The 23,017-nt window shown below is 39.8% G+C and carries 19 protein-coding genes and 1 pseudogene; 16 read left to right on the top strand and 4 right to left on the bottom strand.

Annotated features, from left to right (window positions below; translation table 11 throughout):
• Window positions 1-21 precede the first annotated feature (21 nt).
• The 3 genes from ruvB to PLEUR7319_RS0104445 all read left to right on the top strand — a co-directional run bounded on the left by ruvB (window position 22) and on the right by PLEUR7319_RS0104445 (window position 6,216).
• Window positions 22-1,032 carry a Holliday junction branch migration DNA helicase RuvB gene (gene ruvB / locus PLEUR7319_RS0104435; protein ID WP_371265392.1) on the top strand — a complete coding sequence of 337 codons (1,011 nt, stop codon included), beginning with the start codon at window positions 22-24 and terminating at the stop codon, window positions 1,030-1,032.
• Window positions 1,033-1,631: 599 nt separating this feature from the next.
• Window positions 1,632-4,232, top strand: coding sequence for a CARDB domain-containing protein (locus PLEUR7319_RS39945; RefSeq protein WP_019503994.1), 2,601 nt, complete (start codon window positions 1,632-1,634; stop codon window positions 4,230-4,232).
• A 235-nt stretch (window positions 4,233-4,467) separates the two neighbouring features.
• Window positions 4,468-6,216 carry an IS1634 family transposase gene (locus PLEUR7319_RS0104445; protein WP_019503995.1) on the top strand — a complete coding sequence of 583 codons (1,749 nt, stop codon included), beginning with the start codon at window positions 4,468-4,470 and terminating at the stop codon, window positions 6,214-6,216.
• A 103-nt stretch (window positions 6,217-6,319) separates the two neighbouring features.
• Here the strand turns inward: PLEUR7319_RS0104445 and PLEUR7319_RS43395 are convergent.
• From PLEUR7319_RS43395 to lysA, 4 genes and pseudogenes are all read right to left on the bottom strand, one after another.
• Window positions 6,320-6,412: pseudogene (locus PLEUR7319_RS43395) on the bottom strand (glycosyltransferase family 2 protein); the annotation flags it as partial.
• A gap of 73 nt (window positions 6,413-6,485) precedes the next feature.
• Window positions 6,486-7,235, bottom strand: a complete 750-nt coding sequence (uppS, locus tag PLEUR7319_RS0104450) for a polyprenyl diphosphate synthase (RefSeq protein ID WP_019503996.1) — start codon at window positions 7,233-7,235, stop codon at window positions 6,486-6,488.
• A gap of 54 nt (window positions 7,236-7,289) precedes the next feature.
• The gene (cdaA, locus tag PLEUR7319_RS0104455) at window positions 7,290-8,210 is read right to left on the bottom strand and encodes a diadenylate cyclase CdaA (protein WP_019503997.1); all 921 of its coding nucleotides are present in this window, start codon (window positions 8,208-8,210) and stop codon (window positions 7,290-7,292) included.
• 122 nt (window positions 8,211-8,332) lie between these two features.
• On the bottom strand, window positions 8,333-9,742 hold the full coding sequence (gene lysA / locus PLEUR7319_RS0104460; protein ID WP_019503998.1) for a diaminopimelate decarboxylase: 1,410 nt from the start codon (window positions 9,740-9,742) through the stop codon (window positions 8,333-8,335).
• A gap of 101 nt (window positions 9,743-9,843) precedes the next feature.
• Between lysA and rimI the strand changes: the two genes are divergently transcribed.
• From rimI to PLEUR7319_RS0104525, 13 genes are all read left to right on the top strand, one after another.
• Complete coding sequence (gene rimI / locus PLEUR7319_RS0104465) at window positions 9,844-10,398, top strand: ribosomal protein S18-alanine N-acetyltransferase (protein WP_019503999.1); 555 nt, start codon at window positions 9,844-9,846, stop codon at window positions 10,396-10,398.
• Between the two features lie 117 nt (window positions 10,399-10,515).
• A complete protein-coding gene (locus PLEUR7319_RS0104470; RefSeq protein ID WP_019504000.1) occupies window positions 10,516-12,987 on the top strand; it encodes an ATP-dependent Clp protease ATP-binding subunit in 2,472 nt (823 codons plus the stop codon).
• Between the two features lie 311 nt (window positions 12,988-13,298).
• Entirely contained in the window at window positions 13,299-13,979 is a 681-nt protein-coding gene (rppA, locus tag PLEUR7319_RS0104475; RefSeq protein WP_019504001.1) for a two-component system response regulator RppA, read from the top strand.
• A gap of 8 nt (window positions 13,980-13,987) precedes the next feature.
• Window positions 13,988-15,439, top strand: a complete 1,452-nt coding sequence (locus tag PLEUR7319_RS0104480) for an ATP-binding protein (RefSeq protein WP_019504002.1) — start codon at window positions 13,988-13,990, stop codon at window positions 15,437-15,439.
• A gap of 390 nt (window positions 15,440-15,829) precedes the next feature.
• Window positions 15,830-16,120 (top strand): hypothetical protein, encoded by a 291-nt coding sequence (locus PLEUR7319_RS0104485; protein ID WP_019504003.1) that lies wholly within the window; start codon window positions 15,830-15,832, stop codon window positions 16,118-16,120.
• A gap of 85 nt (window positions 16,121-16,205) precedes the next feature.
• Entirely contained in the window at window positions 16,206-16,532 is a 327-nt protein-coding gene (locus PLEUR7319_RS0104490) for a hypothetical protein (protein WP_019504004.1), read from the top strand.
• A 154-nt stretch (window positions 16,533-16,686) separates the two neighbouring features.
• Window positions 16,687-17,586, top strand: a complete 900-nt coding sequence (locus tag PLEUR7319_RS34275) for a 3-keto-5-aminohexanoate cleavage protein (RefSeq protein WP_051044392.1) — start codon at window positions 16,687-16,689, stop codon at window positions 17,584-17,586.
• Window positions 17,579-18,148 carry a gamma carbonic anhydrase family protein gene (locus PLEUR7319_RS34280; RefSeq protein WP_019504006.1) on the top strand — a complete coding sequence of 190 codons (570 nt, stop codon included), beginning with the start codon at window positions 17,579-17,581 and terminating at the stop codon, window positions 18,146-18,148. Before PLEUR7319_RS34275 ends, PLEUR7319_RS34280 begins: the two co-directional genes overlap by 8 nt.
• Before the next feature lie 4 nt (window positions 18,149-18,152).
• Complete coding sequence (locus tag PLEUR7319_RS0104505; protein ID WP_019504007.1) at window positions 18,153-18,908, top strand: sulfite exporter TauE/SafE family protein; 756 nt, start codon at window positions 18,153-18,155, stop codon at window positions 18,906-18,908.
• Window positions 18,909-19,234: 326 nt separating this feature from the next.
• Window positions 19,235-19,672, top strand: a complete 438-nt coding sequence (locus PLEUR7319_RS0104510; RefSeq protein WP_019504008.1) for a pentapeptide repeat-containing protein — start codon at window positions 19,235-19,237, stop codon at window positions 19,670-19,672.
• 159 nt (window positions 19,673-19,831) lie between these two features.
• Window positions 19,832-20,836, top strand: coding sequence for a ferritin-like domain-containing protein (locus tag PLEUR7319_RS0104515; RefSeq protein ID WP_019504009.1), 1,005 nt, complete (start codon window positions 19,832-19,834; stop codon window positions 20,834-20,836).
• A gap of 48 nt (window positions 20,837-20,884) precedes the next feature.
• Window positions 20,885-21,634 (top strand): isoprenyl transferase, encoded by a 750-nt coding sequence (locus tag PLEUR7319_RS0104520; RefSeq protein ID WP_026102301.1) that lies wholly within the window; start codon window positions 20,885-20,887, stop codon window positions 21,632-21,634.
• 180 nt (window positions 21,635-21,814) lie between these two features.
• Window positions 21,815-23,002 (top strand): glycosyltransferase family 4 protein, encoded by a 1,188-nt coding sequence (locus PLEUR7319_RS0104525; protein WP_019504011.1) that lies wholly within the window; start codon window positions 21,815-21,817, stop codon window positions 23,000-23,002.
• Window positions 23,003-23,017 lie beyond the last annotated feature (15 nt).

Consider the following 23,017-nt stretch of genomic DNA (forward strand, 5'->3'; position numbering starts at 1 on the left):
CGACAATCAGATCCTAACTTGATGTCTGCCCAGGCTAACACGCAGGAAACTGAACAGAACGAGGATAAAATTCGTCCTCAGCGACTAGAAGACTATATTGGACAAAAGGATTTAAAAGGTATTCTCAATATTGCGATCGCTGCAGCCAAAGGTAGAAAAGATCCTCTGGATCATTTGTTACTCTATGGACCTCCTGGCTTGGGTAAAACGACGATGTCGTTGATTTTGGCAGCCGAGATGGAAGTTAACTGCAAAATAACTTCGGCACCCGCTTTAGAGCGTCCCAGAGATATTACGGGATTACTAGTCAATCTTAAACCCGGAGATATTCTGTTTATTGATGAAATTCACCGCTTGAATCGCATGACAGAAGAATTGCTTTATCCAGCAATGGAGGATTTTCGCCTGGATGTAACTATCGGAAAAGGTCAGACAGCTAAAACTCGTAGTATTCCCTTACCTCCCTTTACCTTGGTGGGGGCAACTACTAAGGCGGGTTCCCTATCTTCACCGTTACGCGATCGCTTTGGCATGATTCAGAGGCTGAGATTTTATGAATTAGATGAATTGACCTTAATTGTGAAGCGTACGGCAGAAATTATTAACATCGCTATTAAAGAAGAAGGGGCAGAGGAAATTGCTCGTCGTTCTCGCGGAACCCCTCGGATTGCCAATCGTTTATTGCGACGAGTTAGGGATTATGTCGAAGTGCACAAAGCAGAAATCATTACCGAAGAACTGGCAGCAACTGCTATGGAGCTATTTGATGTGGATGCTCAAGGTTTAGATTGGACTGATCGTTTGGTGTTAAATACTATTATCGAGCAGTTTCATGGTGGACCTGTAGGCTTAGAAGCGATCGCTGCTGCTACTGGAGAAGACCGTAAAACTATTGAAGAAGTATATGAGCCATATTTATTACAAATTGGGTATTTAAGCCGAACCCATCGCGGCAGAATGGTCACAGAAAAAGCTTATCAACATTTGGGATTTAAAACTGATGAGCCAAGTCAAACAGAATTACAGTTTTAACGTCTTAATGGGAATTAAAAAATTTAGAGATGAACTTAATAGCTATAAGCCATAAGCTACAAGCTATAAGCCTTTCAACGTGAATTCGATGAGTACAAAATTTAATGGTAAGAAGTAGGGAATCGGGAATAGGCAACAGGCAATAGGCTATATTTTTCGTTCCTATCAGCATTGAAAATAGAGAATATTTTCGAGAATTGCTACCCAAATATCCTTTGTCGAACTGACGTCTTTCAGACAATCTTTACTATAGCCGTATAAAGTTGTATTAGGACAAGTTTATTTGATTGCTTGTAATACTAAATCTGAAGTGTTAGTAGCAAAGATTTGGCGATCGCGAATCTCATGTGTATATTTGCCCGATTAATTAGTTCGTAATCTCAATACATTCAAAATTATCACAGTAATAACAGTTAGATTTTTACCAAATCTAATTTGAGAAAGAGGTCGCTTTTACTCGCTTTCTACTGATGACGCTGCTGTTGTCACCAGCTTATAACGGACAAGAGGTCGTGAACACGAATTACAGCAATATCATCGGCTAGTTTTGTGATCGCATTTATTTCTAATTTTTTATCAACAATTATTAAATAAAAATTATGTCACTGTCAGATTTATACGGCATATTTTACCCAGGATTTGGAGCAGAATATTTAGAAAATTTTCCAAATTTTATTTTGTACAAGGGTGAATCATTTGAGGGAAATCTATCTATTGGTAACGGTGGTACGGAATCAGTAGAAGACTTTGATGTAGATTTATATATTTCTACCGATTCAACTATTGATACTAGCGATTATTTCCTTGGTCAATACAATTTTGCGGACGGCATCGATGGAAAAAGCGAAGACAGTACCGACATTAAATATGTCAGAGACAGTTTTACACGAATGCGAATTTCTGTAACTTTGCCTAATCCAGATAGTACTTTTTGGTCAGACCAAGATATATATTATTTTGGAGCAATTATAGATCCGGACAATAAGATAGTTGAATCTGAAGAAAATAACAATTCTGAAAGTCCAGATGCAGTTCACGATCCAGATAAAATATATGATTCTTATTCCAGTGCTATTTATATTGAGGAATCCAATTTACCTGTAGTTAGCTTCACCCCGGATGAGAATACTCTAAATATAAACCTTTCTAAACCAGCACCAGAAAATGGATTTATTATTAATTACAAGAATTTAACTAAAGAAAATTATTTAGATAGATCGGCTATTCCTGCTGAATATCAAGATCTTTACTCACATCGATACATTGGAAATAATTTTTATGATCCTGAATCTAAACACTTATTTATTCAAAAAGAAAACTATTACGATCTAGCAGACTATAAATATTATGATGCAGATGGTGGATATTACGATCCGGCTGAAGACAAATATTATAATGCTGATGGTAGCTTCTATGATGTCAGCGAAAAACTTTTTTATGACGTAGATGGAAATTCTACTGAGTTAACAGACAACAGTGCTGAATATAATGATTCAAGTTCTTCACCCAGACATTATTTACCAACTGGAAGCTATATATCTCTAATTAGCGGAATTTTTTATGATGCTCGCGGAGGTTATATAGATGAAACTAAAGAAGAATATTTTTTTAGAGAAGGCGAAAATGGGTTAGGGAATTCTTCTGCCAGATTGGATATTTTAACCACAAGAGTTGGTAGTCTTGAATATGGCTTTGGTTTCTTACCGAAGATCGCAACTCCTAATTTAGATTACGAAATTATTCTAGGGGAAAATATTGCAAATATTACTGACTCAACTATTACTATTGTACCAGGGGAAACCAATGCAACAATTGACTTCAATTTTCTGTCAGACTCTGTTTTCGATCCTAATGAAACAATAGAATTTGAGCTTGTAGAAGACGAACAAAAGTATATTGTTGGTCGATCTTCTTTGTATAGATATTTTGAACCCAAATTAGATGTAGATGATTTAAAAAATCCCCGTTCGGGAGATTTGAACTTTAGCATCGATAAAAATGCCACTCCCGGAACTATTGTTGGTCAGATTAACTTTAGTGATCCTCAGGGGGATGAGCTTAACTATTCCTTAATTGCTGGCAAACCCAATCTAGATTCTACTCAAGATGATGATGATCCAAATTCTACTCAATACTATAACGATCTAGATTTAGATCCAAAGTTAATTGAAACTAGCAATCAAGATTTAGATGGTGATGGCATACACCCTTTCAATATTGATTCCAATACTGGGACAATCACTCTAACGGATTTTGAGGATCTAGATCGAGAAGCAGCTAATAATTTTACCGAAGGAAAACAATCTCAATTATACAATTCTGGTTATTATCAATTGTTCGTTCGAGTTGCCGATAAGATACCCACAGCAAATGACTTACGATATTCAACGGCTGATTTATACGACACCAGTGTTGTCAATGTCCAAGTTGTTGATCGTTCTCCCATTCCAGAAAGTGATAAAATACTAGGCTCTTTGAATGATGACATTCTCGATGGTTTGACTGGTAGCGATACCATCCAAGGTTTGGAAGGAGACGACACCCTCAATGGTGACGAGGGAAATGATTTTCTGCTGGGCGATTCAGGTAACGATATTCTCAATGGTGATGATGGGAAAGATTTTCTTAATAGTGGAAGTGGAGAAGATATTCTCAATGGTGGTAATGGCGAAGATTTGGCGATCGCAATGACAGGAAATGACACTCTTAATGGAGACGAAGGAGATGACTTTCTAGTCGGAATGACAGGAAATGATCATTTAAATGGTGATGATGGGGAAGATTTTCTGAATGGTGGTCTGGGAGATGACATCCTCAGAGGCGGTGCCAATCCAGACATTTTATTAGGGCAAGATGGTAATGATACTCTTTATGGAGACGCAGGAGATGATTTTCTTAAGGGTGGTGCGGGAATAAATTATCTCCATGGAAACGGCGGTGCAGATATTTTTGCTTTGAAACCAGGTTTAGGGCAAGATTTTATTGTTGATTTTGAAAACGGTATAGATTTAATCGGTATTACCGAAAGTATATCTTTTGAAGAGTTAAACATTGTCTATATGACCGAAGATGGGGCGACTACGATTCAAAACAAAAATAATAATCAAGTTTTAGCTGTTTTAGAGGGTATTGAGGCAGATTTGATTGGGGAGGAAGATTTTACAGTGCAATATTCTCAAATTCAGATTAACTACTCCTGACCCCTGACCCCTGACCCAATTAATTCAGTTTTCTAGTTGATTATAAGCAGCATAGACTTCCTATAGATTTTACCATTAGCTTTTTTAAGCGGAACTTTCAGCATACAAATGAACTAAAACATACTCAAAGCTATATATAAAAGTAGATTGGAGGATTGAGTTTCCCGGTTTGTAGCCATGTAATTTTAGCATTTTTTAATTGTTGTGGTGGGACATTTTTCGGCATAATGTAGTCATGTATATAGAAAAAGTTCCTAACAGAAATTCTCCTCCTGCCGTTCTTCTCAGAGAGTCCTATCGAGAAGGAAAAAAAGTCAAGAAAAGAACCTTAGCCAACCTCTCTAAATTGCCAGATGAAGTAGTAGATAATTTACGTCTGTCTCTCAAGGGTTCATCTGTCGTTAATCAAGAGGAATTGCCTGAGTTATGTACAGTACTGAGGAGTTTACCTCATGGTCATGTAGCGTGCGTATTAGGAACAATCAATAAATTAGGAATTCCCCAATTAATTGAATCAAAAAGAACTCGTTCACGGGATTTAGCCGTAGCAATGATTGTCTCCAGAATTATCAACCCAACTTCAAAACTAGGAACAGTTAGAGGCATCAGAGCCGAAACAGCTAGTTCCAGTTTAGGGGAATTATTAGGATTATCTCATGGGGACAGAAATGAATATTATGAAGCTCTAGATTGGTTACTATCAAAACAGCTCGATCTTGAAAATGCTTTAGCATCAAGACATCTGCAAAACGGGTCATTAATTCTCTATGACTTAACTTCAACCTATGTAGAAGGAACGGAATGCTCTTTGGCAGCTTATGGCTATAGTCGAGACAAGAAAAAAGGAAAACTTCAGATAGTTTTTGGGATTTTATGTAATCAAGAAGGTTGTCCAATTGCCGTAGAGGTATTTGAAGGGAATCGTTTAGACCGTCAAACTTTAGCACAACAAATTTCTAAAGTACAGAAACGTTTTGCCATCTCTCAAGTAGTGTGGGTAGGAGATAGAGGGACGATTACCAACGCTAATATTTTAGATGAGCTAAAAGCCAAAGATGGATTAGATTGGATTACAGCCTTAACCAAGAGTCAAATTAGAAAACTGGCAGGAGTTGACCAGATTCAATTGGGATTATTTGATGAAAGAGATGTCATAGAAATAGAAAGTAATGATTACCCAGGAGAAAGATTAATTGCTTGTCGTAACCCTTTGATTGCTGAGAAAAATGCTCAAGTTAGAGAAGAATTATTACTCGCAACAGAAAAAGAGCTAGACAAAATAGAACAAGCTATGACTAGAGAAAAGAGAGCATTAAAGGGAGCAGATAAAATTGGCTTAAGAGTAGGAAAAGTTTTAAATAAATTTAAAGTAGGAAAGCTATTTGAGATTGAGATCTCAGATTCTCATTTTGCTTATCGCAGAAAATCAGAAGTAATCGAAAGAGACAAAATCTTAGATGGAGTCTATATTATTCGTACTTCTGTTGAGTTGGAAAAAATGGATGTAGCAACCACAGTAAGAGCATATAAAGGACTATCAAAAGTCGAACAAGCTTTTCGATGTCTGAAAACAATTGATTTAAAAGTACGTCCCATTTATCACTATCTAGACCATCGAGTCAAAGGGCATATTTTTCTCTGTTTTCTAGCTTATTATGTCGAATGGCATATGAGAAAAGTTCTTGCTCCCATTTTATTTGAAGAAGAAGACATCGAACAGATTTCCTCCTCAGACAGAGAGGAATTATTGAGATATCAACCCTCACCAATTGCCAAGCAAAAAGCTGGTAATAAGCGAAATCAAGAGAACTTGCCTGTTCACAGTTTTTCTACTTTATTGAATGATTTAGCCACAATTGCCCAAAATAAAATTCAAATCAATTTACAGGGAGAGAGAGTGACATTTGAGAAGATAACTCAACCTACAACACTACAACAATCATGCTTAGATTTACTGGGTGTTTCCCTGATTTGTACCCAGTAAATGACTGGCTCAACAGGGCTGTATCCCTCACGATGCATAGCTTTTGCTGTTTTGTCAATCTGAAAGTTCCGTTTAAGCGTACTCCTAACTCTAAATCTTCTCAACCATGGAGTTGAAACCCCGTGTCGGATAAACCAGCTTCCTCTAACCATTTACGAGCGATCGCTACATTTCCTGTCGCGAAATAGGCGGAGGATTTTGAATAAATAGCCCTATGGTGAAGTAGATTAAAAGCTAAAAGCTCAGAGCTAAAAGCTCAGAGCTTTTTATCAAACTTTACCGAATCGTCTATCTCGCTGTTGATAAGTCGCCAGAGCTTTATGAAATTCTACTCGATCAAAATCTGGCCACAGGGTTGGGGTAACATAAATTTCGGAGTAAGCCATCTGCCATAGTAAAAAATTACTAATTCGCATTTCCCCGCTAGTGCGAATTAATAGATCGGGATTAGGAATTCCGTGGGTATATAAATGCTGCTCAAACAACTCTTCATTAATTTGCTCTGGTTCAATATCTCCTTGCTTTACTTGTGCAGCGATCGCCTTACAAGCCTGAATAATTTCTTGTCTGCCACCGTAATTAGTAGCAACGGTAAACTGAATCCCTAAATTATTTTTAGTATCTTCCATAGAACGATCAATTTCCTGGCGGAGAGAATCAGGTAAACCAGCCAAATTACCTACAAAACGGATTTTGACATTCTCCTCTTTCATTTCCTCCAACTCGCGCCGAAGTACACGCTCAAATAAGGTCATCAGAAACTGCACCTCTGTTGAAGGTCTGCCCCAGTTTTCGGTAGAGAAGGCATAAGCAGTTAGAGCAGGAACCCCCCAATCTTTACAGCAACGCAACAAATCTTTAAGAGCATCGACGCCTTTTTGATGACCGATAATGCGTGGTTTTCCTTGGTTTTTAGCCCAACGACCGTTACCATCCATGATTACCGCTACGTGTTTGGGTAGACGGTTCACGCTTAAATCCGTGGGTAATTTTTGTAAAGTAACTGGCTCAACGCTCATTGTTAAATAGAACTAAAAATTGCTGAATTGAGAACACAAACAAAAGAATCAATACTAGTGATTTTTTTTACGAGAACCTGATGGTCGTAGACGCAAAATACGTTCTAGCAAAATTTTTCCCTGAAAGCCAATTTTACGACTCAGACGAACCGCATCTCGTTCCACTATAGGAGTAAATCGAGCTTGTAATAGCTCTTTCAGTTTACTACTGGTTAGGGGTCTATTTAACGTTCCTTTTTCTGCTAAAGAAATTGAACCAGTTTCTTCTGAAACAACAATACACAGGCATTTTTCTACTCTTTCAGTGATTCCCATCGCCGCACGATGACGAGTTCCTAGCTGCCGAGAAGCTGTACGCTCCGATAGAGGAAGAATCACTGCTGCTGCTAAAATACGCGAACCACTAATTAAGACCGCACCATCATGTAACAAAGTTGTGGTTTGAAAAATAGTTTGTAAAAGCTCTTTAGAAACCTCCGCATTAAGCGCTACTCCACCCGACACAAAGTCTTCCTCTTCTAACGAGCCAGTAGTTTCTATTAGCACCAACGCCCCTGTCCGATTTTGAGATAGTTCTTTAACCGCATCGACAATGCGATCGATAACGCTATCTGGTTGGGTCTTAGGTCTACCTGACCCCTGAAATAATTGGATAATTTCTCCTCTGCCAATTTGTTCCAGGAAACGACGAAATTGTGATTGGAAAATAACTGCCATTGCCACAGCAGAACCCAAAACTAATTTTTCTAATAGAAATTTCAGTAGCTGTAACTTAAATTGTTCGCTGACTACGGTTGCCAACATGAGGACGATAAATCCTCTGACCATCCACAAACTACGCCGTTCTCCCTCGCCAATGATGAGGAGAAGAGCATAACTCAAAGCTAAAACTAGGCCCAAATCAATGATATTAACTGGATCGGGCAACCAGGAAGAAATCCAACTGAAGTCAGGAACAAAACCCGACAATGACATTATTTTAATTACTCGACTACTTATGGTTGGCGGGACAAAAACCTTGAAATTTAAGGTGTTAGATCTAGTCTAGAAAACTAGACTAGTGACTCTCGCATATTATGCTGGCTACTATACTAAATCTACTCTTGGTGTTTTACCAGTCTTTCAGGTAAGCGATCTTGCTCAATTAAATCATGATAAGTTTCGCGTTCAATGATTAAGTTTGCTTCCCCTTCGTAAACCACTATTGCTGCGGGTCTACCAATACGATTATAGTTCGATGCCATACTATAATTGTATGCCCCTGTATCCATTACCGCCAATATGTCACCCGGTTCAGTTTTGGGCAAAGCAGCATTTTTAATCACAACATCTCCCGATTCACAGTGTTTTCCTGCCAGAGTAACCTCCTCAGTTATGGGAGCAGACATCCGATTAGCAACTACTGCACGATATACGGACTGATAGGTAATGGGGCGAGGATTATCAGACATTCCGCCATCTACCGCTATATAAGTATTAAACTCCGGAATTTCTTTGCGACTACCCACTGTATAGGCAGTGACACAAGCAGAACCAATGAGCGATCGCCCAGGTTCAGCAATTAACTTAGGCAAAGGTACCGCAGCTTGATTACAAGCATTTTCTACTGCCTTACTTACCGCACTAACCCATTCTGATATACTTGGTGGATCGTCAGACTCGATATATTTAATACCCAAGCCGCCACCAACATTAAGAGTTGTTACAGGCAAGCCATAACCCTGAGCTTTTTTCATCCAGTCAACTAGCACGGATGCTAAGTCTTGATGGGGCTGACGTTCAAAAATCTGCGAACCGATATGGGCATGTAAGCCGATACAACTTAAGCTTTCCTGCTGACTAAGATAGGTAAATACTTCATCTAGCTGATTAGGATCAAAACCAAACTTGCTGTCTAAGTGTCCCGTACGAATGTATTCATGGGTATGACATTCAATCCCAGGAGTAAGACGAATCATAATCGGCACTGGTTGCTCGCTTTTAGCAGAGGCAATTTGCACTAAGTTTTTCAACTCCAGCCAATTATCTACCATAATCGTACAGCCTACCTCTACCGCAAACTCTAATTCGGTAACGGACTTGTTATTCCCATGAAAATAGATTTTATCTTTATCGACCCCAGCTTCCAGAGTAGTGTAGAGTTCTCCTCCCGATACCACATCAAAACCTAAGTTCTCGCTGTCGATGATACGGCAGACTGCTAGGCAACTCCAGGCTTTAGAAGCGTAAATCACTTGGGATTCACCACTGTAATAGGTAGTAAAACTATCGCGATACTGACTACAAGCTGTTCTCAGGGTAAATTCATCTAAGATATATAGAGGAGAGCCATATTGCTCAACTAGTTTTCTGAGTTCACAGCCACCAATTTCTAGATTATCGCTGCTGTTGACCTTAGCAGTTAGAGGAAGTAACTCTTGATTAGGAGAAGGAGGAATGTCTAAACTTGTAATTTGGGGAACATAGCGATGTCCAGTATTTGGTAAACTGCGATCGGTCGAAAGCATAATCTATAATTTTTTGGTTAATTGGTGAAGTTTTGTAATTACCTATTGTCTAGTTTACAGTTAGGGACTGTCAAAAAATAGAAAATTATTCATCCTATTTCGTGAAAATTTTAGAGATCGAGCCTTTAATTGCCTCTCAAGTGAGGGAAGTCGTAGCTTTAGACCAAGTTTGTTTAGATGGCTTATGGACTGCTGAAGGCTATCTTCGAGAGCTTGATAGTCCTAACAGTAGTTTATTAACTTTATCTCTAGCTGACACTGCATCTGAAAGTTTTTCCGCTAAGATAATTGGGTTTGCTTGTTTATGGTCAATTGTTGAAGAAGCTCACATTACCTTGCTGGCAATTCATCCTGACTATCGTCGACAAGGATTAGGACAATTACTTCTATTGACTTTACTACGAGATGCGATCGCTCGAAAATTAGAATGGGTCACATTAGAAGTTAATAATAATAACTCTAATGCTATTAGCTTATATAAAAAATTTGGTTTTCAAGTTATAGGTACCAGAAAAGGATACTATCAAAAGACAGAAGAAGATGCTTTGATCCTCTGGCTAAAAGATATCCAAAAACCTGATTTTCAGCTCAATTTATCTCGGTGGCAGCAGAACACAGACAAGAACCTACGCAGTCAGTATTATTACTTAAAATGATGTAAAAATTGTCAATTTTAATACCGTATTTCTACCACCTATAAGCGTAGTCAGCAAACTATTAGGCTGTGCTAGAATCACCATACAAGGGCAAGCAGCAGGTGGATGGAATAAGACATGTTTGAACGCTTCACAGAGAAGGCAATAAAAGTAATTATGTTAGCCCAGGAGGAAGCACGCCGCCTGGGTCATAACTTCGTAGGAACAGAGCAAATCCTCTTGGGTTTAATCGGAGAGGGTACAGGAGTCGCCGCCAAAGTTCTCAAATCGATGGGAGTCAATCTTAAAGATGCTCGCATTGAAGTAGAGAAAATCATCGGGCGCGGTTCTGGTTTTGTGGCAGTAGAAATTCCCTTTACCCCCAGAGCCAAAAGAGTTCTGGAATTATCTTTAGAGGAAGCACGCCAATTAGGTCATAACTATATTGGTACAGAACACCTTCTTTTAGGGTTAATTAGAGAAGGAGAAGGGGTTGCTGCCAGAGTCCTCGAAAACCTGGGCGTAGACTTGTCGAAAGTCCGTACTCAAGTAATTAGAATGTTAGGTGAAACTGCGGAAGTAGCCGCAGGTTCTGGTGGCGGTCAAGGGAGAAATAAAACTCCTACCCTAGATGAATTCGGTTCTAACTTAACTCAGATGGCAGGAGAAGGAAAACTCGATCCTGTAGTTGGTAGACAAAAGGAAATTGAGCGTGTAATTCAGATTCTAGGTAGACGCACCAAAAATAACCCTGTTTTGATTGGTGAACCTGGAGTTGGTAAAACAGCGATCGCTGAAGGATTAGCTCAACGCATTGCCAATAAAGATATTCCTGATATCCTCGAAGAAAAGCGAGTCGTTACTCTGGACATAGGTTTATTGGTGGCTGGTACCAAGTATCGTGGTGAATTTGAGGAACGCCTCAAAAAAATCATGGACGAAATTCGTCAAGCTGGAAACGTCATTCTCGTAATTGATGAGGTACACACTTTAATTGGTGCTGGTGCAGCTGAAGGTGCAATCGATGCTGCTAACATTCTCAAACCAGCTTTAGCTAGAGGAGAACTGCAGTGTATTGGTGCTACTACTCTAGATGAATATCGCAAGCACATCGAAAGAGATGCTGCTTTAGAGCGTCGTTTTCAGCCAGTACAGGTTGGTGAACCAACAGTCGAAGAAACTATTGAAATCCTCTATGGTTTGCGAGAACGTTATGAGCAACACCATAAATTAAAAATATTAGATGAAGCTTTAGAAGCGGCAGCTAAGCTGTCAGATCGCTATATAAGCGATCGCTATTTACCAGATAAAGCGATTGATTTAATCGATGAAGCTGGTTCTCGTGTGCGCTTGATTAACTCTCAACTTCCTCCAGCGGCTAAAGAGCTAGATAAAGAATTGCGGGAAATTCTCAAACAAAAAGATGATGCGGTTCGTTCTCAAGACTTTGACCAAGCAGGAGAATTGCGCGATCGGGAAATGGAAATTAAAGAGCAGATCCGCACTATCGCTTCCAACAAGAAAAATGAAGCCGACGGAGGAGAAGATTCTCCCTTTGTAGATGAAGAGGAAATTGCTCACATTGTTGCTTCTTGGACTGGAGTACCAGTTAACAAGATTACCGAATCTGAGTCGGAGAAACTAATGCACATGGAGGATACTCTCCATCAACGTATTATCGGACAAGAAGACGCGGTAAAAGCGACATCAAGAGCTATTAGAAGAGCTAGGGTTGGTTTAAAAAATCCCAACCGTCCTATTGCTAGCTTTGTCTTCTCTGGACCTACTGGGGTAGGTAAAACTGAGCTAACTAAAGCTTTAGCAACCTATTTCTTTGGTTCTGAAGACGCGATGATTCGCCTCGATATGTCTGAATACATGGAACGCCACACAGTTTCCAAACTGATCGGTTCTCCTCCAGGGTATGTCGGCTACAACGAAGGTGGTCAGTTAACTGAAGCCGTGCGTCGTCGTCCCTATACCGTAGTCTTGTTCGATGAAATTGAGAAGGCTCACCCTGATATCTTCAATATGCTGTTACAGATACTTGAAGATGGTCGCTTAACTGATGCCAAAGGCAGAACAGTAGACTTCAAAAATACTCTACTAATTTTGACCTCTAACATTGGCTCTAAGGTCATTGAAAAAGGTGGTGGTGGTCTTGGCTTCGAGTTTGCTGATGACCAAGCAGAAGCGAAATACAACCGCATTCGTTCTTTGGTAAATGAAGAGCTGAAGAGCTACTTCCGCCCAGAATTTCTCAACCGTCTCGATGAAATCATTGTCTTCCGTCAGTTAACCAAAGAAGAAGTCAAAGAAATCAGCGAAATCCTACTCAAAGAGGTGTTCCAACGCTTAACCGAGAAGGAAATTACTCTAGAAGTAACTGAGAAGTTCAAAGAACGCCTGGTCGATGAAGGCTACAATCCTGCTTACGGTGCACGACCCCTACGCCGGGCAATTATGCGTCTGTTGGAAGATGTCTTAGCAGAAGAAATTCTTTCTGGTCGTTTGAACGAGGGAGATACAGCAACCGTGGATATTGACGAAGAAAATAAAGTCCAGATTACACCCCAAAAAGAAAAGGTAGAATTACTTCCTTCTTCGTAGTCTGCAAATAACAATTGAATAATTCGTTTACTTAGGGTAAAGATAATTTATGTCTTTACCTTTTTTATGGAAAGATTTTTATAATCAAAATATAAAGTTCTGGCTTTTAAAAGATTTTTTGGCATTGTAGATATAGCCGTACAAAGTTGTATTAGGGCAAGTTTATTTGGTTACTCGTAAGTAATCAGTAATCAGTAATCAGTAATCAGTGTTCTAATGTAAGTCCGTATTGCTATATGTGGGCTAATTTTAGATTTAGGAATAAACCCCCTAATTTTAGGTTTTATTGAACTTACCCTCCCTTACTTATCATGCGGATTCTTTTGGTTGAGGATGACCCAGAACAGTTAGAGCCATTGCAGATAGCCTTATCCCGTTCTGGTCATATTGTAGATGGTGTAGTAGATGGAGCAACGGCTCGCTGGTTGATGGGGGAAAAGGACTACGATCTGCTTATTCTTGACTGGATGTTACCCCAAGAGAGTGGGATCGATCTTTGCCAGTCCTTTCGCGCAGCAGGAGTCGCTACTCCAACCCTTCTACTCACTGCTAAAGATACTATTGCTGATAAAGTCACTGGCTTAGATGCAGGAGCGGATGATTACTTAGTTAAGCCAGTAGATTTAACCGAACTTTTAGCCAGGGTACGAGCCTTACGAAGGCGATCGCCTTTGTGGACAGGAGATCGACTCAAACTAGCAGACTTATGCTTGGAGCTAGATACAATGCGTGTTGAATGTCAGGAAATCTCTTTCAAGCTTTCCAGCAAAGATTTTCAACTTTTGGAATATATGATGCGTCATCCTCGGAAAATTCTGACTCACGATCAGATTGAGCAAGCATTGTGGGAATGGGGTTCAGAACCAGAGAGTAATGCTGTCGCTGCTAGAGTAAGACGCTTAAGAAAAAGTTTGCGAAAAATCGGTGTAGAAGACTGGGTTAAAAGTATTTACGGCGTAGGATATTGTTTTGAGCCACCCAAATCACCTTAGTAACAGCAATGTCTAATTGGATTAGATTGAAGCAATGGAAAGCACTACCCGTTCGTCTGCGCGGTGGCATTATTATCGCCATTCCAGTTGTCTGCTTGTTTACGTCTCTTGGCGCTTTTGCCTGGTTAAAAGCTAGCTTGGAGGAAGAAGAAACAGTAATACAGCACACCAAACTAGTTAAGCTAGAAACTAAACGTCTGCTTACAGCCCTAGTGGATACAGAAACGGGAGTGCGCGGTTATGGACTAACTCATCGTGAAGAATTTCTTGCTCCGTACAATCATTCCCGTGAGGTTATTCCCGTGTCATTGAATGAACTAGAGAGTCTGGTGCAGGACTATCCTCAGCAAAAACAAAGACTAGAAGAAATTCGGACTAAGGTTGATCGACATCTGGAGATTTTACAGCAAAAGTTAACTCTGCAACAGGAACTTAAACAAACTCGTGAAGAAGCAGAACTATTGGTTAATACCGTTCTTCTGTACGACTGGCTAGAAGAGGGAAAGGACAAGATGAATGCCACTCGGATCGCGATCGATGACTTTACTACCAAACAAGAGGAATTATTGGAAGTTCGTCAACAACACCAGGCATTTTACCGTCAGATTACCTGGATTGTCCTCTGTTTATCAGCGATCGCAGGAACCATGGGGGCATTATTGGCTATTCTTCTATTCTTGCAACTGGAAAGAGAATTGAGAGAACGAGAAACTAGGCTGCAAAATACCAATCGAGAATTGGAGTTAGCTTGTGCTCAGTTAGATCGCTTCACTGCCAATGCTTCCCATGAACTACGCGCTCCTTTAGCTGCCGTATTGAGCAATGCTCAGGTGGGATTAATGGAACTTGAGGATTTGACAGAAGATACTACTTTCCTGGATCAACGTTTAGAGAAAATTGTCCATTTGACCAAGGGCATGAGTACCCTCGTAGGTGACTTACTGTTTCTGGCACGACAGGAAAGCTTATTGTCTCTCGACTCCCTAGAGCCAATAAATGTAGTGGATTTGCTGCGTACTTTAACATCTGATTGGAAGAGTAAAGCGCGATCGCAAGATCTTACTCTCACCGCTTATCTGCCAGATCAACTTGTGATGGTGAAGGCAGATGCTAATTTGCTGCGTCAAGCCATTGACAATCTCCTTAGTAATGCCTGTCGTTATACTCCAGCAGATGGTAGCATTTCCCTGCGACTCAATTCTGACAACGATAAAGTCTTTATTGAAGTAGAAGATACAGGAATTGGCATTTCTCCCCAGTCTTTGCCTCATATCTTCGAGCGGTTCTACCGAGTTAACCAGACGGGAACTAAAGCTAAGGGTAGCTTTGGCTTAGGATTGAACATTGCCCAACAAATTGTTCAGGCGCACGGCGGACAGATTACAGTTACCAGTAAAGTAGGTCAGGGGTCAACGTTTCGAGTTGTTTTGCCATCAAGGAATAGGACAATTGAAGATTAAAGGGGTTGCTCATTAAATAATGTTCTACGGAAGCTTACTGTTCGTAGCTTTAAGCTATAAGCCATAAGCTCTAAGCTTTTTAAATCCAGGTTTACTTCTTTAGAGATAGAAAACGCAGCGATAGCATTACGCATTCACCAACGCCAGATTAAATTTTAAACGGACTTCATATCATACTAAATTCGATTGACAGAGGTTATTTATGTAGGCTGAAGCTCTTGACTGGGAAACTAGGGGAGTAATCAATACTTATTACTCATTACTCAATACTTATTACTTCGTTTATTTAAGTAACCTACACCAACAAAATTTAGTATCAGTGGTCATTTTTTGGTCATTTTTTTTATTTAACATCAATATCAAGAACAAAACAAGAAAGGGAATTCAAAAATGCTGGAATCATCACTCTCTATCAGCAATGAAGTTAATAGCAAGAGAAACCTAATAACAAATTTTTCTAGCAATAGCCCGGAAAATTTTATTAGGGATGAAATTAACGAAATCCAAGCAGGGTTCGCCTATCATCGGCGGAATAACTTAGATACAAGCAATAACCAAGAATTTCAAAATTTTGTCAACCAAATGATTCTTAATCTGGTAGCAAAAACTGAGGCAGAGCTAAATATGATTTCGACTATAACTCAGCAATACAAAGAAGCCGCATCTTCAACAATTAATTAGAGAGAGCATTTTCGATTGCTCTAAGTGAATTACAACCAGACTTTTTATTCTGACCTATTACTTATCAAATTTAAAATTTAGCAAAATGAAGACTATCAAGAAATTAACATTTGTCGGACTGACCTTTGCGGGTATAGCTATTCCTACTTTTTATTCAGCTGTCCATGCCCAAGGTAATACCTTCACTGGTACGGTAGAACAAGTTTGGGAAGATGGCTTTCGTCTGAATACAGGCGATCGCACGTTTAGAGTAGATTCCTGGGATGTCTGTGGCGACAATACAATGAATTATCTGTCAGCCAAGGATCCAGTTAAGGTATCAGGCGAATTTTCAGGACTAGAGTTTGATGCTTTCTCCATCACAGACAATCAAGAAACTCCAGTTTGTACTGCGTCTGAGTACAGAGAGTAAAGTATCTACAACCGATATTGTCTGACTTTAGCAACTACAACACTATCTTCTACTCTGACAAAGCCAATATTTTTTAAAGCCCTAGAAAAATATTGGCAAATTTTAACTTGATTATAGATTTGAGTAATTTTGCTTTAATTGAGGTACTCTATCAATGCTTTCAACACTACAATCAACCCCTTGTATTATTACTTGTGCTATCAATGGCATAACATCTCGTCAGATGAACTCTCATGTTCCGATTACACCGAAAGAACAAGCTTGCGCTATCGAAGAAGCCTTTAAAGCTGGGGCAAGAGTCGCTCACGTACATCCAAGAGAGGATGATGGTAGTGAATCCCATCGCCCAGAAAGATATCAAGAAGTATTATATGAAATTAAGTCGAGGTGTCCTGAAATTATAGTGGAAATTTCGACTCGTGCTACTAGCATCGAGGATGGAATTGATCGCGGTACTTGCGTCGAACTAACATCAAAATTGTGGGGCAATGATGACAACCTTAAGCCCGATCTAGTTTCACTGAATGCGGGAACATTGAACCTTCGAGACCAAATTTTTCTCAATTCTCCCCTAGATATTGAATTACAAGCCCGACGAATTTACAATGCGGGAATTGTACCAGAGTTAGATATTTTTGAAATCGGACAGATGGAAAATGCCTTTGAGCTTCTCCGCAAGGGAATATTACAAAAGCCGCTTAATTTTCTGTTTGTACTTGGCAGTGGTGGTATATCGGCAGATCCAGCAAACTTGTTGCATTTAGTACGTGCTCTCCCCCCTGGAACTCATTGGACTGGATTGGGTGCGGGGCGATACAATTTGGCGATCGCTGCTCTGTCTATTCATTTAGGTGGTCATGTTCGGACAGGGCTAGAAGATACAACTTATATTCGCAAGGGGGTTAAAGCCGAGTCTAATGCGCAGTTGGTCGAGCAGGTAGCATCTTTGTGCGAAATCTATGGTAGACCAATTGCTACACCTCAAGAAGCTCGTGAACTATTAGGATTAGCCTCCACCAAACCTGTATCTAATTTAAATCTGGTTTATGCTTAACTATCAAACTGAAACTGACACATCGACTGATAGAGTTTTTGGGGTTTTTGCTCTTGGAGATAAAGTTCCCAAAATCCACAAAAAAGCTTGGATTGCACCTACAGCTTTAGTTATTGGCGATGTCGAAATCTCCGAAGGTGCGTCAATCTGGTTTAATGCTGTACTACGAGGGGATAGAGCGCCTATTTACATTGGCAAGTACACCAATATTCAAGATAGCTGTGTGATTCACTCAGATGGAACACCTGTTTACGTGGGCGATCGCGTTAGTGTTGGGCATCGAGCTACTCTCCATGGATGCTCTATTGGAGCAGGATCTTTAATTGGCATCAACAGTGATGTTTTTGATCGCGTAACCATTGGCTGCAATTGTATTGTTAGTGCTGGCAGTCTGGTAACAAAATCTCCCACCCCTCCAGATGGCGTTGTTTTGCGGGGAGTACCCGCTAAGTTCTATCGGCAAACTCGACCAGAAGAAATCAAAGAAAACATGATCCGTTCCCAGAGATATGCAGAGACAGCAGAGCTTTATCGGCATTCTCTAAGAAAAATTAAATTATAGTTATATGTTACATCTTTTAGGACTATTGCCCTTAGGAATTGTAGTTGGATTGGTTGCAGCCATATTAGGAATTGGGGGAGGCTTACTCTATGTCCCTGCTCTAACCTTAGTTGGGGCTACACCAATTCAAGCGACTGCCACTAGTTTACTGGGAATCTCCCTGGGTGCAATCTCTAGCTCTTTTCAGAATTGGCGTTCAAAATATTTAAATACCAAATTAGTGATTTTACTTGCCATTCCTGCGATGTTGTCTGTGGGAATTGGGGTGGCGATCGCAAATCAAATTTCTGAGAATCATCTATTGTATGGCTTTGCTGGATTGCAGTTAGTGGCAATCTACCTAATTAACTTAAGACGGAATTTAGCGCGCGCACATTCAGCAACAACAACTCAATCTGTCTCATTACCAAAAGTGACTTCCATTGGTTTATTGGCGGGAATTTTATCGGGCTTGTTCGGAGTTGGCGGTGGAATTGTCATGGTACCCTTGCAAAGGACATTTTTAGGGGAGTCGATTAAAGCATCCGTTAGAGCCAGCTTAGGGGCAATTGTTTTAATATCTAGTGTGGGAGTGACTCAACATGCAATGGCAGGAAACGTGCTTTGGCTTCCTGGGCTACTTTTAGGTGTCGGCAGTTTAATTGGCGGACAACTGGGCGCACGGTTGTTACCCAAACTGCCAGAAATCTGGGTTCAATATCTATTTACCGGATTATTAATTTCTCTGGCTATTTATATGATTCAGACAGCAATGAGCTGACGAGGTGACATTCTCAAGAACCTTCTCGTTTTGCTTCTCAACGTTATTCAGTTTTTGAGTCTTAGCGATTGGCTCTGCCAGTGCGCTTCGCGCAATCGCCTTCAGCCTTTAATTATTCTGAGCTACTTAATTTGACCAGCAAGAATACCAAGGTGTTGAGCCGACTAATCTTAAGAAAATCTAAAATTCGGTTGTCCATTCGTTTATTACTACCTGATGTAGTTAATCTTGGGATAATATAGACTTATATAAAATAAATAAAAAAATAAGCAAGTGTGAACTAAATTACTCAGTCGAACAATAGTTAACGACGGAGGTAATAAATAATGAAACTAAGTCTGATTATCACCTTGGGATTGCTAGTTAATCTGACTATGGCTACTCCCGTAACAGCAGCCAACCCTGTTCATGTTGAACAGCTACAAACGACAGGGGAATGTATGGGTTGCGATCTATCGGGTGCAGATTTGCGTGACGCACATTTAATTGGCGTTGATTTGAGGAATGCAGATTTAAGAAAGGCTAATTTAACCGGTGCTAACTTGGAAGGAGCGGATTTGACAGGCGCCAACCTTAAGGGTGCAATTCTGAATTCTGCGTTTTTGACCAATGCTAGTCTTAATGACTCGAATCTAGATCGGGTTGACTTGACCGCAGCTACAATTATCGATGCTGATGTTACTGGGGCATCGATGGCTGATTTAAACTTAACTCATGCTCAAATTTTCAATACAGGAATTGCGATCGGCGGTAGTGATGAATAAGAAAAGGGCAAGTAATTAGCTTCAGAGAAATCGTCAGGATATCCGACTTTTTCCTACTGAGCTACTACAGGAAACTCCCGACTTTTACCGACAGACAAATTACTGGAATTTACTTAAGCTGTTTTGTAATCAAACAAAATACAGTTTTCCAGTAGATTTATGAACTATCAACCATCTATAGATTTAGCGGGAGAAGTTTGTTTCCGTCCCAACTTTTTCCAAACCAAAAATCGAATTAATTATTTAATTGACGAATATCTAAGCCTTGAGCAATTATGCGATCGCCTAGAAGATTTACCCCAGCAGTTTAGGAATCCTCAACCTCGGCAGTGGGAGCCCATAAATTGGCAAGATATTAATCTTGAACAAGTTATCGGCATCGAGCTGGATATTTTTTTATCTATTATTCAAGGGGCATTAGATACTGAAGCACCGATCAGAGGCTACACTCAAACTAGTAGAAAGTACCTCCAACCAATTCATCCTTCCATGGCAAAATTTGTGGGAGGCGCAATTAGAGCAGATGGCACAATAGTAGAGTTGGGTTTGTGGGAAAAAGAAGAGCGTCAACATACTCCAGCCTTAGCCAAAATTTATCAGCATTTAACTCAGAAAAAAATTACTCCTCAATTACGGCAAGTTAAATCATATCAACCGAGAGAAAATCCTTATCAAGACTTATACGGTCATGGATTACACCGTGTAGTAACCGAATATAGTGCTGCTTGCTTATATCTCTGGCTGATGTCCCATACTACTGGTACAACTCAGCAAGTAATTGCAGAAATATTACAGGATGAAATTAATCACATGACCAAGTTTTGGGGGATGGGAATGTGGTTATATCCTGACAGTGCTCAGCAGCTAATGAGATACATCCTTAGCCAAATTCACACCATCTTACCGTTATCCTATGAACTAAGTCCAAAACCTCAATCAAATTTAAAACCAACATTTCAACGTATGATGTCAGTTTTAAATTGGCAATCCTGGTCCATCTTATCTAGAGGGGAATTAATTTACACTTTTATTGGGATTTTGAAACGTATGTGGCAATGGAGTAGAAATTTAACCCCAGAATATTTACAATCTTGCTGTGCTTCACCAGACTTTTTTGTCAATAATAATCTTGAATCACATCAGTATTTAAAAAGCAATTTATAAGCAATAATAGCCACTTTTTATTTGTACATTCCTATTTTAGATAATTCCATGACAGCTCAATTAATACCAACTTTATCCAGTAATCTCAATCTAAATAAATTACCCCAACACGTAGCAGTAATCATGGATGGGAATGGTCGATGGGCAAAACAGAGAGGTTTACCCCGCATTGAAGGACATCGTCGAGGAGCAAATACTCTCAAAGAAATGCTGCGCTATTGTAAAGATTTAAAGATAAAAACTTTAACTGCTTATGCCTTTTCGACAGAAAATTGGGGTCGTCCTACTGCCGAAGTTGATTTCTTGATGACATTATTTGAAAGACTTTTACAAAAAGAACTCAAAGAAATGGAAGCGGAGCGAGTTTGTATTAACTTCATTGGGGATTTATCTCCTTTGCCTCCATCTTTGCAACAAGAAATGCATCGCTCAATGGAACGTACTAAAAACAATCGAGACATATATTTTAACGTTGCTATTAATTATGGTAGTCGTCATGAAATGGTCAAAGCCTGTCGTAAAATTGCTGAAAAGGTGCAGCAAGGAAAAATATCTGCAACAGACATTGATGAAAATATGATCGCGCAACATCTCTATACTTCTTCTAGTCCCGATCCTGATTTATTGATTCGTACTAGTGGCGAAATGCGTCTGAGTAACTTTTTGCTGTGGCAGCTAGCGTATACTGAAATATACGTTACAGATACACTGTGGCCTGATTTTAATCATGAGCAATTTGAGCAAGCTTTAGAATCCTTTCAACAACGCGATCGCCGTTTTGGGAAAAAAGTTGGCTAGTAACTTCGGTTGTTAGTGAAGACAAAAGTAATAGAGGGGTTTATTATGATTGTTTACTAAAGATAAATAGTAGTGGTGATGCGAAAAGAAATCTAAAGTAAGTCTCAAAAGCCGACATAAAGACATAAGTTAGATAGAGTTATAGCTATCCACAGTGCGATCGCGTGAGGATTCAAACAGATGAAGATTTTGGTGCTTGCTTGGGAATTCCCTCCTCGTCTTGTAGGAGGAATTGCCCGTCATGTGGCGGAATTGTATCCAGAGATCGTTAAATTTGGATACGAAGTTCACCTAATCACTGTCGAATTTGGTTCTGCTCCCAAATATGAAATAGTTGAAGGTATTCATGTTTATCGTTGTCCTGTTGCCCATGGCAATGACTTTTTCCATTGGGTTGTCAACATGAATGACAGTATGGGCAGATTAGGTGGAGAAATCTTAGTCAAACATGGAGATTTTCATTTGATTCATGCCCATGATTGGCTAGTAGGAGATGCGGCGATCGCGCTTAAAAATACTTTTAGATTACCCCTCGTTGCTACAATTCATGCTACAGAATATGGTCGCCATAATGGTATCCATACAGTTGAACAGCAATATATCTATGGCAAAGAAAAGCTCTTAACTCACGAGGCGTGGCGGATAATTGTCTGTAGCCAATATATGCGTCAGGAAATCCAGCGTGTCTTCTCTTCGCCAGTAGACAAAATTGATGTTATTTACAATGGTATCCGTCCCGAAAAAAAACATCATGACCAAAAATTTGACCGGGTTAAATTTCGTCGTTACTTTGCTAACGATAAGGAGAAAATTGTCTATTATGTCGGACGAATGACCTACGAAAAAGGTGTTTCTGTCCTGCTTAATGCTGCTCCCAAAATACTCTGGGAAATGGAAGGCAATGTCAAATTTGTAATTATTGGTGGAGGCAATACTAACCACCTCAAACAACAGGCTGAAAATTTAGGAATTTGGGAAAAGTGCTATTTTACTGGTTTTATGTCTGACGGAGACTTAGATAAGTTTCAGACAATTGCCGATTGTGCCGTATTTCCCAGTCTATATGAACCCTTCGGCATCGTGGCATTAGAGAGCTTTGCCGCTCGTGTACCTGTAGTGGTTTCCGATACGGGTGGTCTACCAGAAGTAGTACAACACAACTATACTGGTATTGTTACCCGTGCTAATGATTGCCATTCTCTGACTTGGGGAATTTTAGAAGTTTTGAGGTTTTCGGCTCATGCTAAGTATCTGGTAGAGAATGCCTATAAATCTTTGGCTGAAAAATTTAGTTGGGATGATCTGGCTAAACAAACGGCTTTAGTTTATGGTCAAGTTGTCTATGAGCGATCGCAAGTAGAATGGTAGCTGGGCAAAATGGAT

The sequence above is a fragment of the Pleurocapsa sp. PCC 7319 genome (assembly GCF_000332195.1).
In the GTDB taxonomy this organism is placed as follows: domain Bacteria; phylum Cyanobacteriota; class Cyanobacteriia; order Cyanobacteriales; family Xenococcaceae; genus Waterburya.

Coding starts and splice junctions, on each gene's coding strand:
- ruvB (WP_371265392.1), top strand. CDS start 22: ATGTCTGCCCAGGCTAACACGCAGGAAACTGAACAGAACGAGGATAAA.
- PLEUR7319_RS39945 (WP_019503994.1), top strand. CDS start 1,632: ATGTCACTGTCAGATTTATACGGCATATTTTACCCAGGATTTGGAGCA.
- PLEUR7319_RS0104445 (WP_019503995.1), top strand. CDS start 4,468: ATGTATATAGAAAAAGTTCCTAACAGAAATTCTCCTCCTGCCGTTCTT.
- uppS (WP_019503996.1), bottom strand. CDS start 7,235: ATGAGCGTTGAGCCAGTTACTTTACAAAAATTACCCACGGATTTAAGC.
- cdaA (WP_019503997.1), bottom strand. CDS start 8,210: ATGTCATTGTCGGGTTTTGTTCCTGACTTCAGTTGGATTTCTTCCTGG.
- lysA (WP_019503998.1), bottom strand. CDS start 9,742: ATGCTTTCGACCGATCGCAGTTTACCAAATACTGGACATCGCTATGTT.
- PLEUR7319_RS0104470 (WP_019504000.1), top strand. CDS start 10,516: ATGTTTGAACGCTTCACAGAGAAGGCAATAAAAGTAATTATGTTAGCC.
- rppA (WP_019504001.1), top strand. CDS start 13,299: ATGCGGATTCTTTTGGTTGAGGATGACCCAGAACAGTTAGAGCCATTG.
- PLEUR7319_RS0104480 (WP_019504002.1), top strand. CDS start 13,988: ATGTCTAATTGGATTAGATTGAAGCAATGGAAAGCACTACCCGTTCGT.
- PLEUR7319_RS0104485 (WP_019504003.1), top strand. CDS start 15,830: ATGCTGGAATCATCACTCTCTATCAGCAATGAAGTTAATAGCAAGAGA.
- PLEUR7319_RS0104490 (WP_019504004.1), top strand. CDS start 16,206: ATGAAGACTATCAAGAAATTAACATTTGTCGGACTGACCTTTGCGGGT.
- PLEUR7319_RS34275 (WP_051044392.1), top strand. CDS start 16,687: ATGCTTTCAACACTACAATCAACCCCTTGTATTATTACTTGTGCTATC.
- PLEUR7319_RS34280 (WP_019504006.1), top strand. CDS start 17,579: ATGCTTAACTATCAAACTGAAACTGACACATCGACTGATAGAGTTTTT.
- PLEUR7319_RS0104505 (WP_019504007.1), top strand. CDS start 18,153: ATGTTACATCTTTTAGGACTATTGCCCTTAGGAATTGTAGTTGGATTG.
- PLEUR7319_RS0104510 (WP_019504008.1), top strand. CDS start 19,235: ATGAAACTAAGTCTGATTATCACCTTGGGATTGCTAGTTAATCTGACT.
- PLEUR7319_RS0104515 (WP_019504009.1), top strand. CDS start 19,832: ATGAACTATCAACCATCTATAGATTTAGCGGGAGAAGTTTGTTTCCGT.
- PLEUR7319_RS0104520 (WP_026102301.1), top strand. CDS start 20,885: ATGACAGCTCAATTAATACCAACTTTATCCAGTAATCTCAATCTAAAT.
- PLEUR7319_RS0104525 (WP_019504011.1), top strand. CDS start 21,815: ATGAAGATTTTGGTGCTTGCTTGGGAATTCCCTCCTCGTCTTGTAGGA.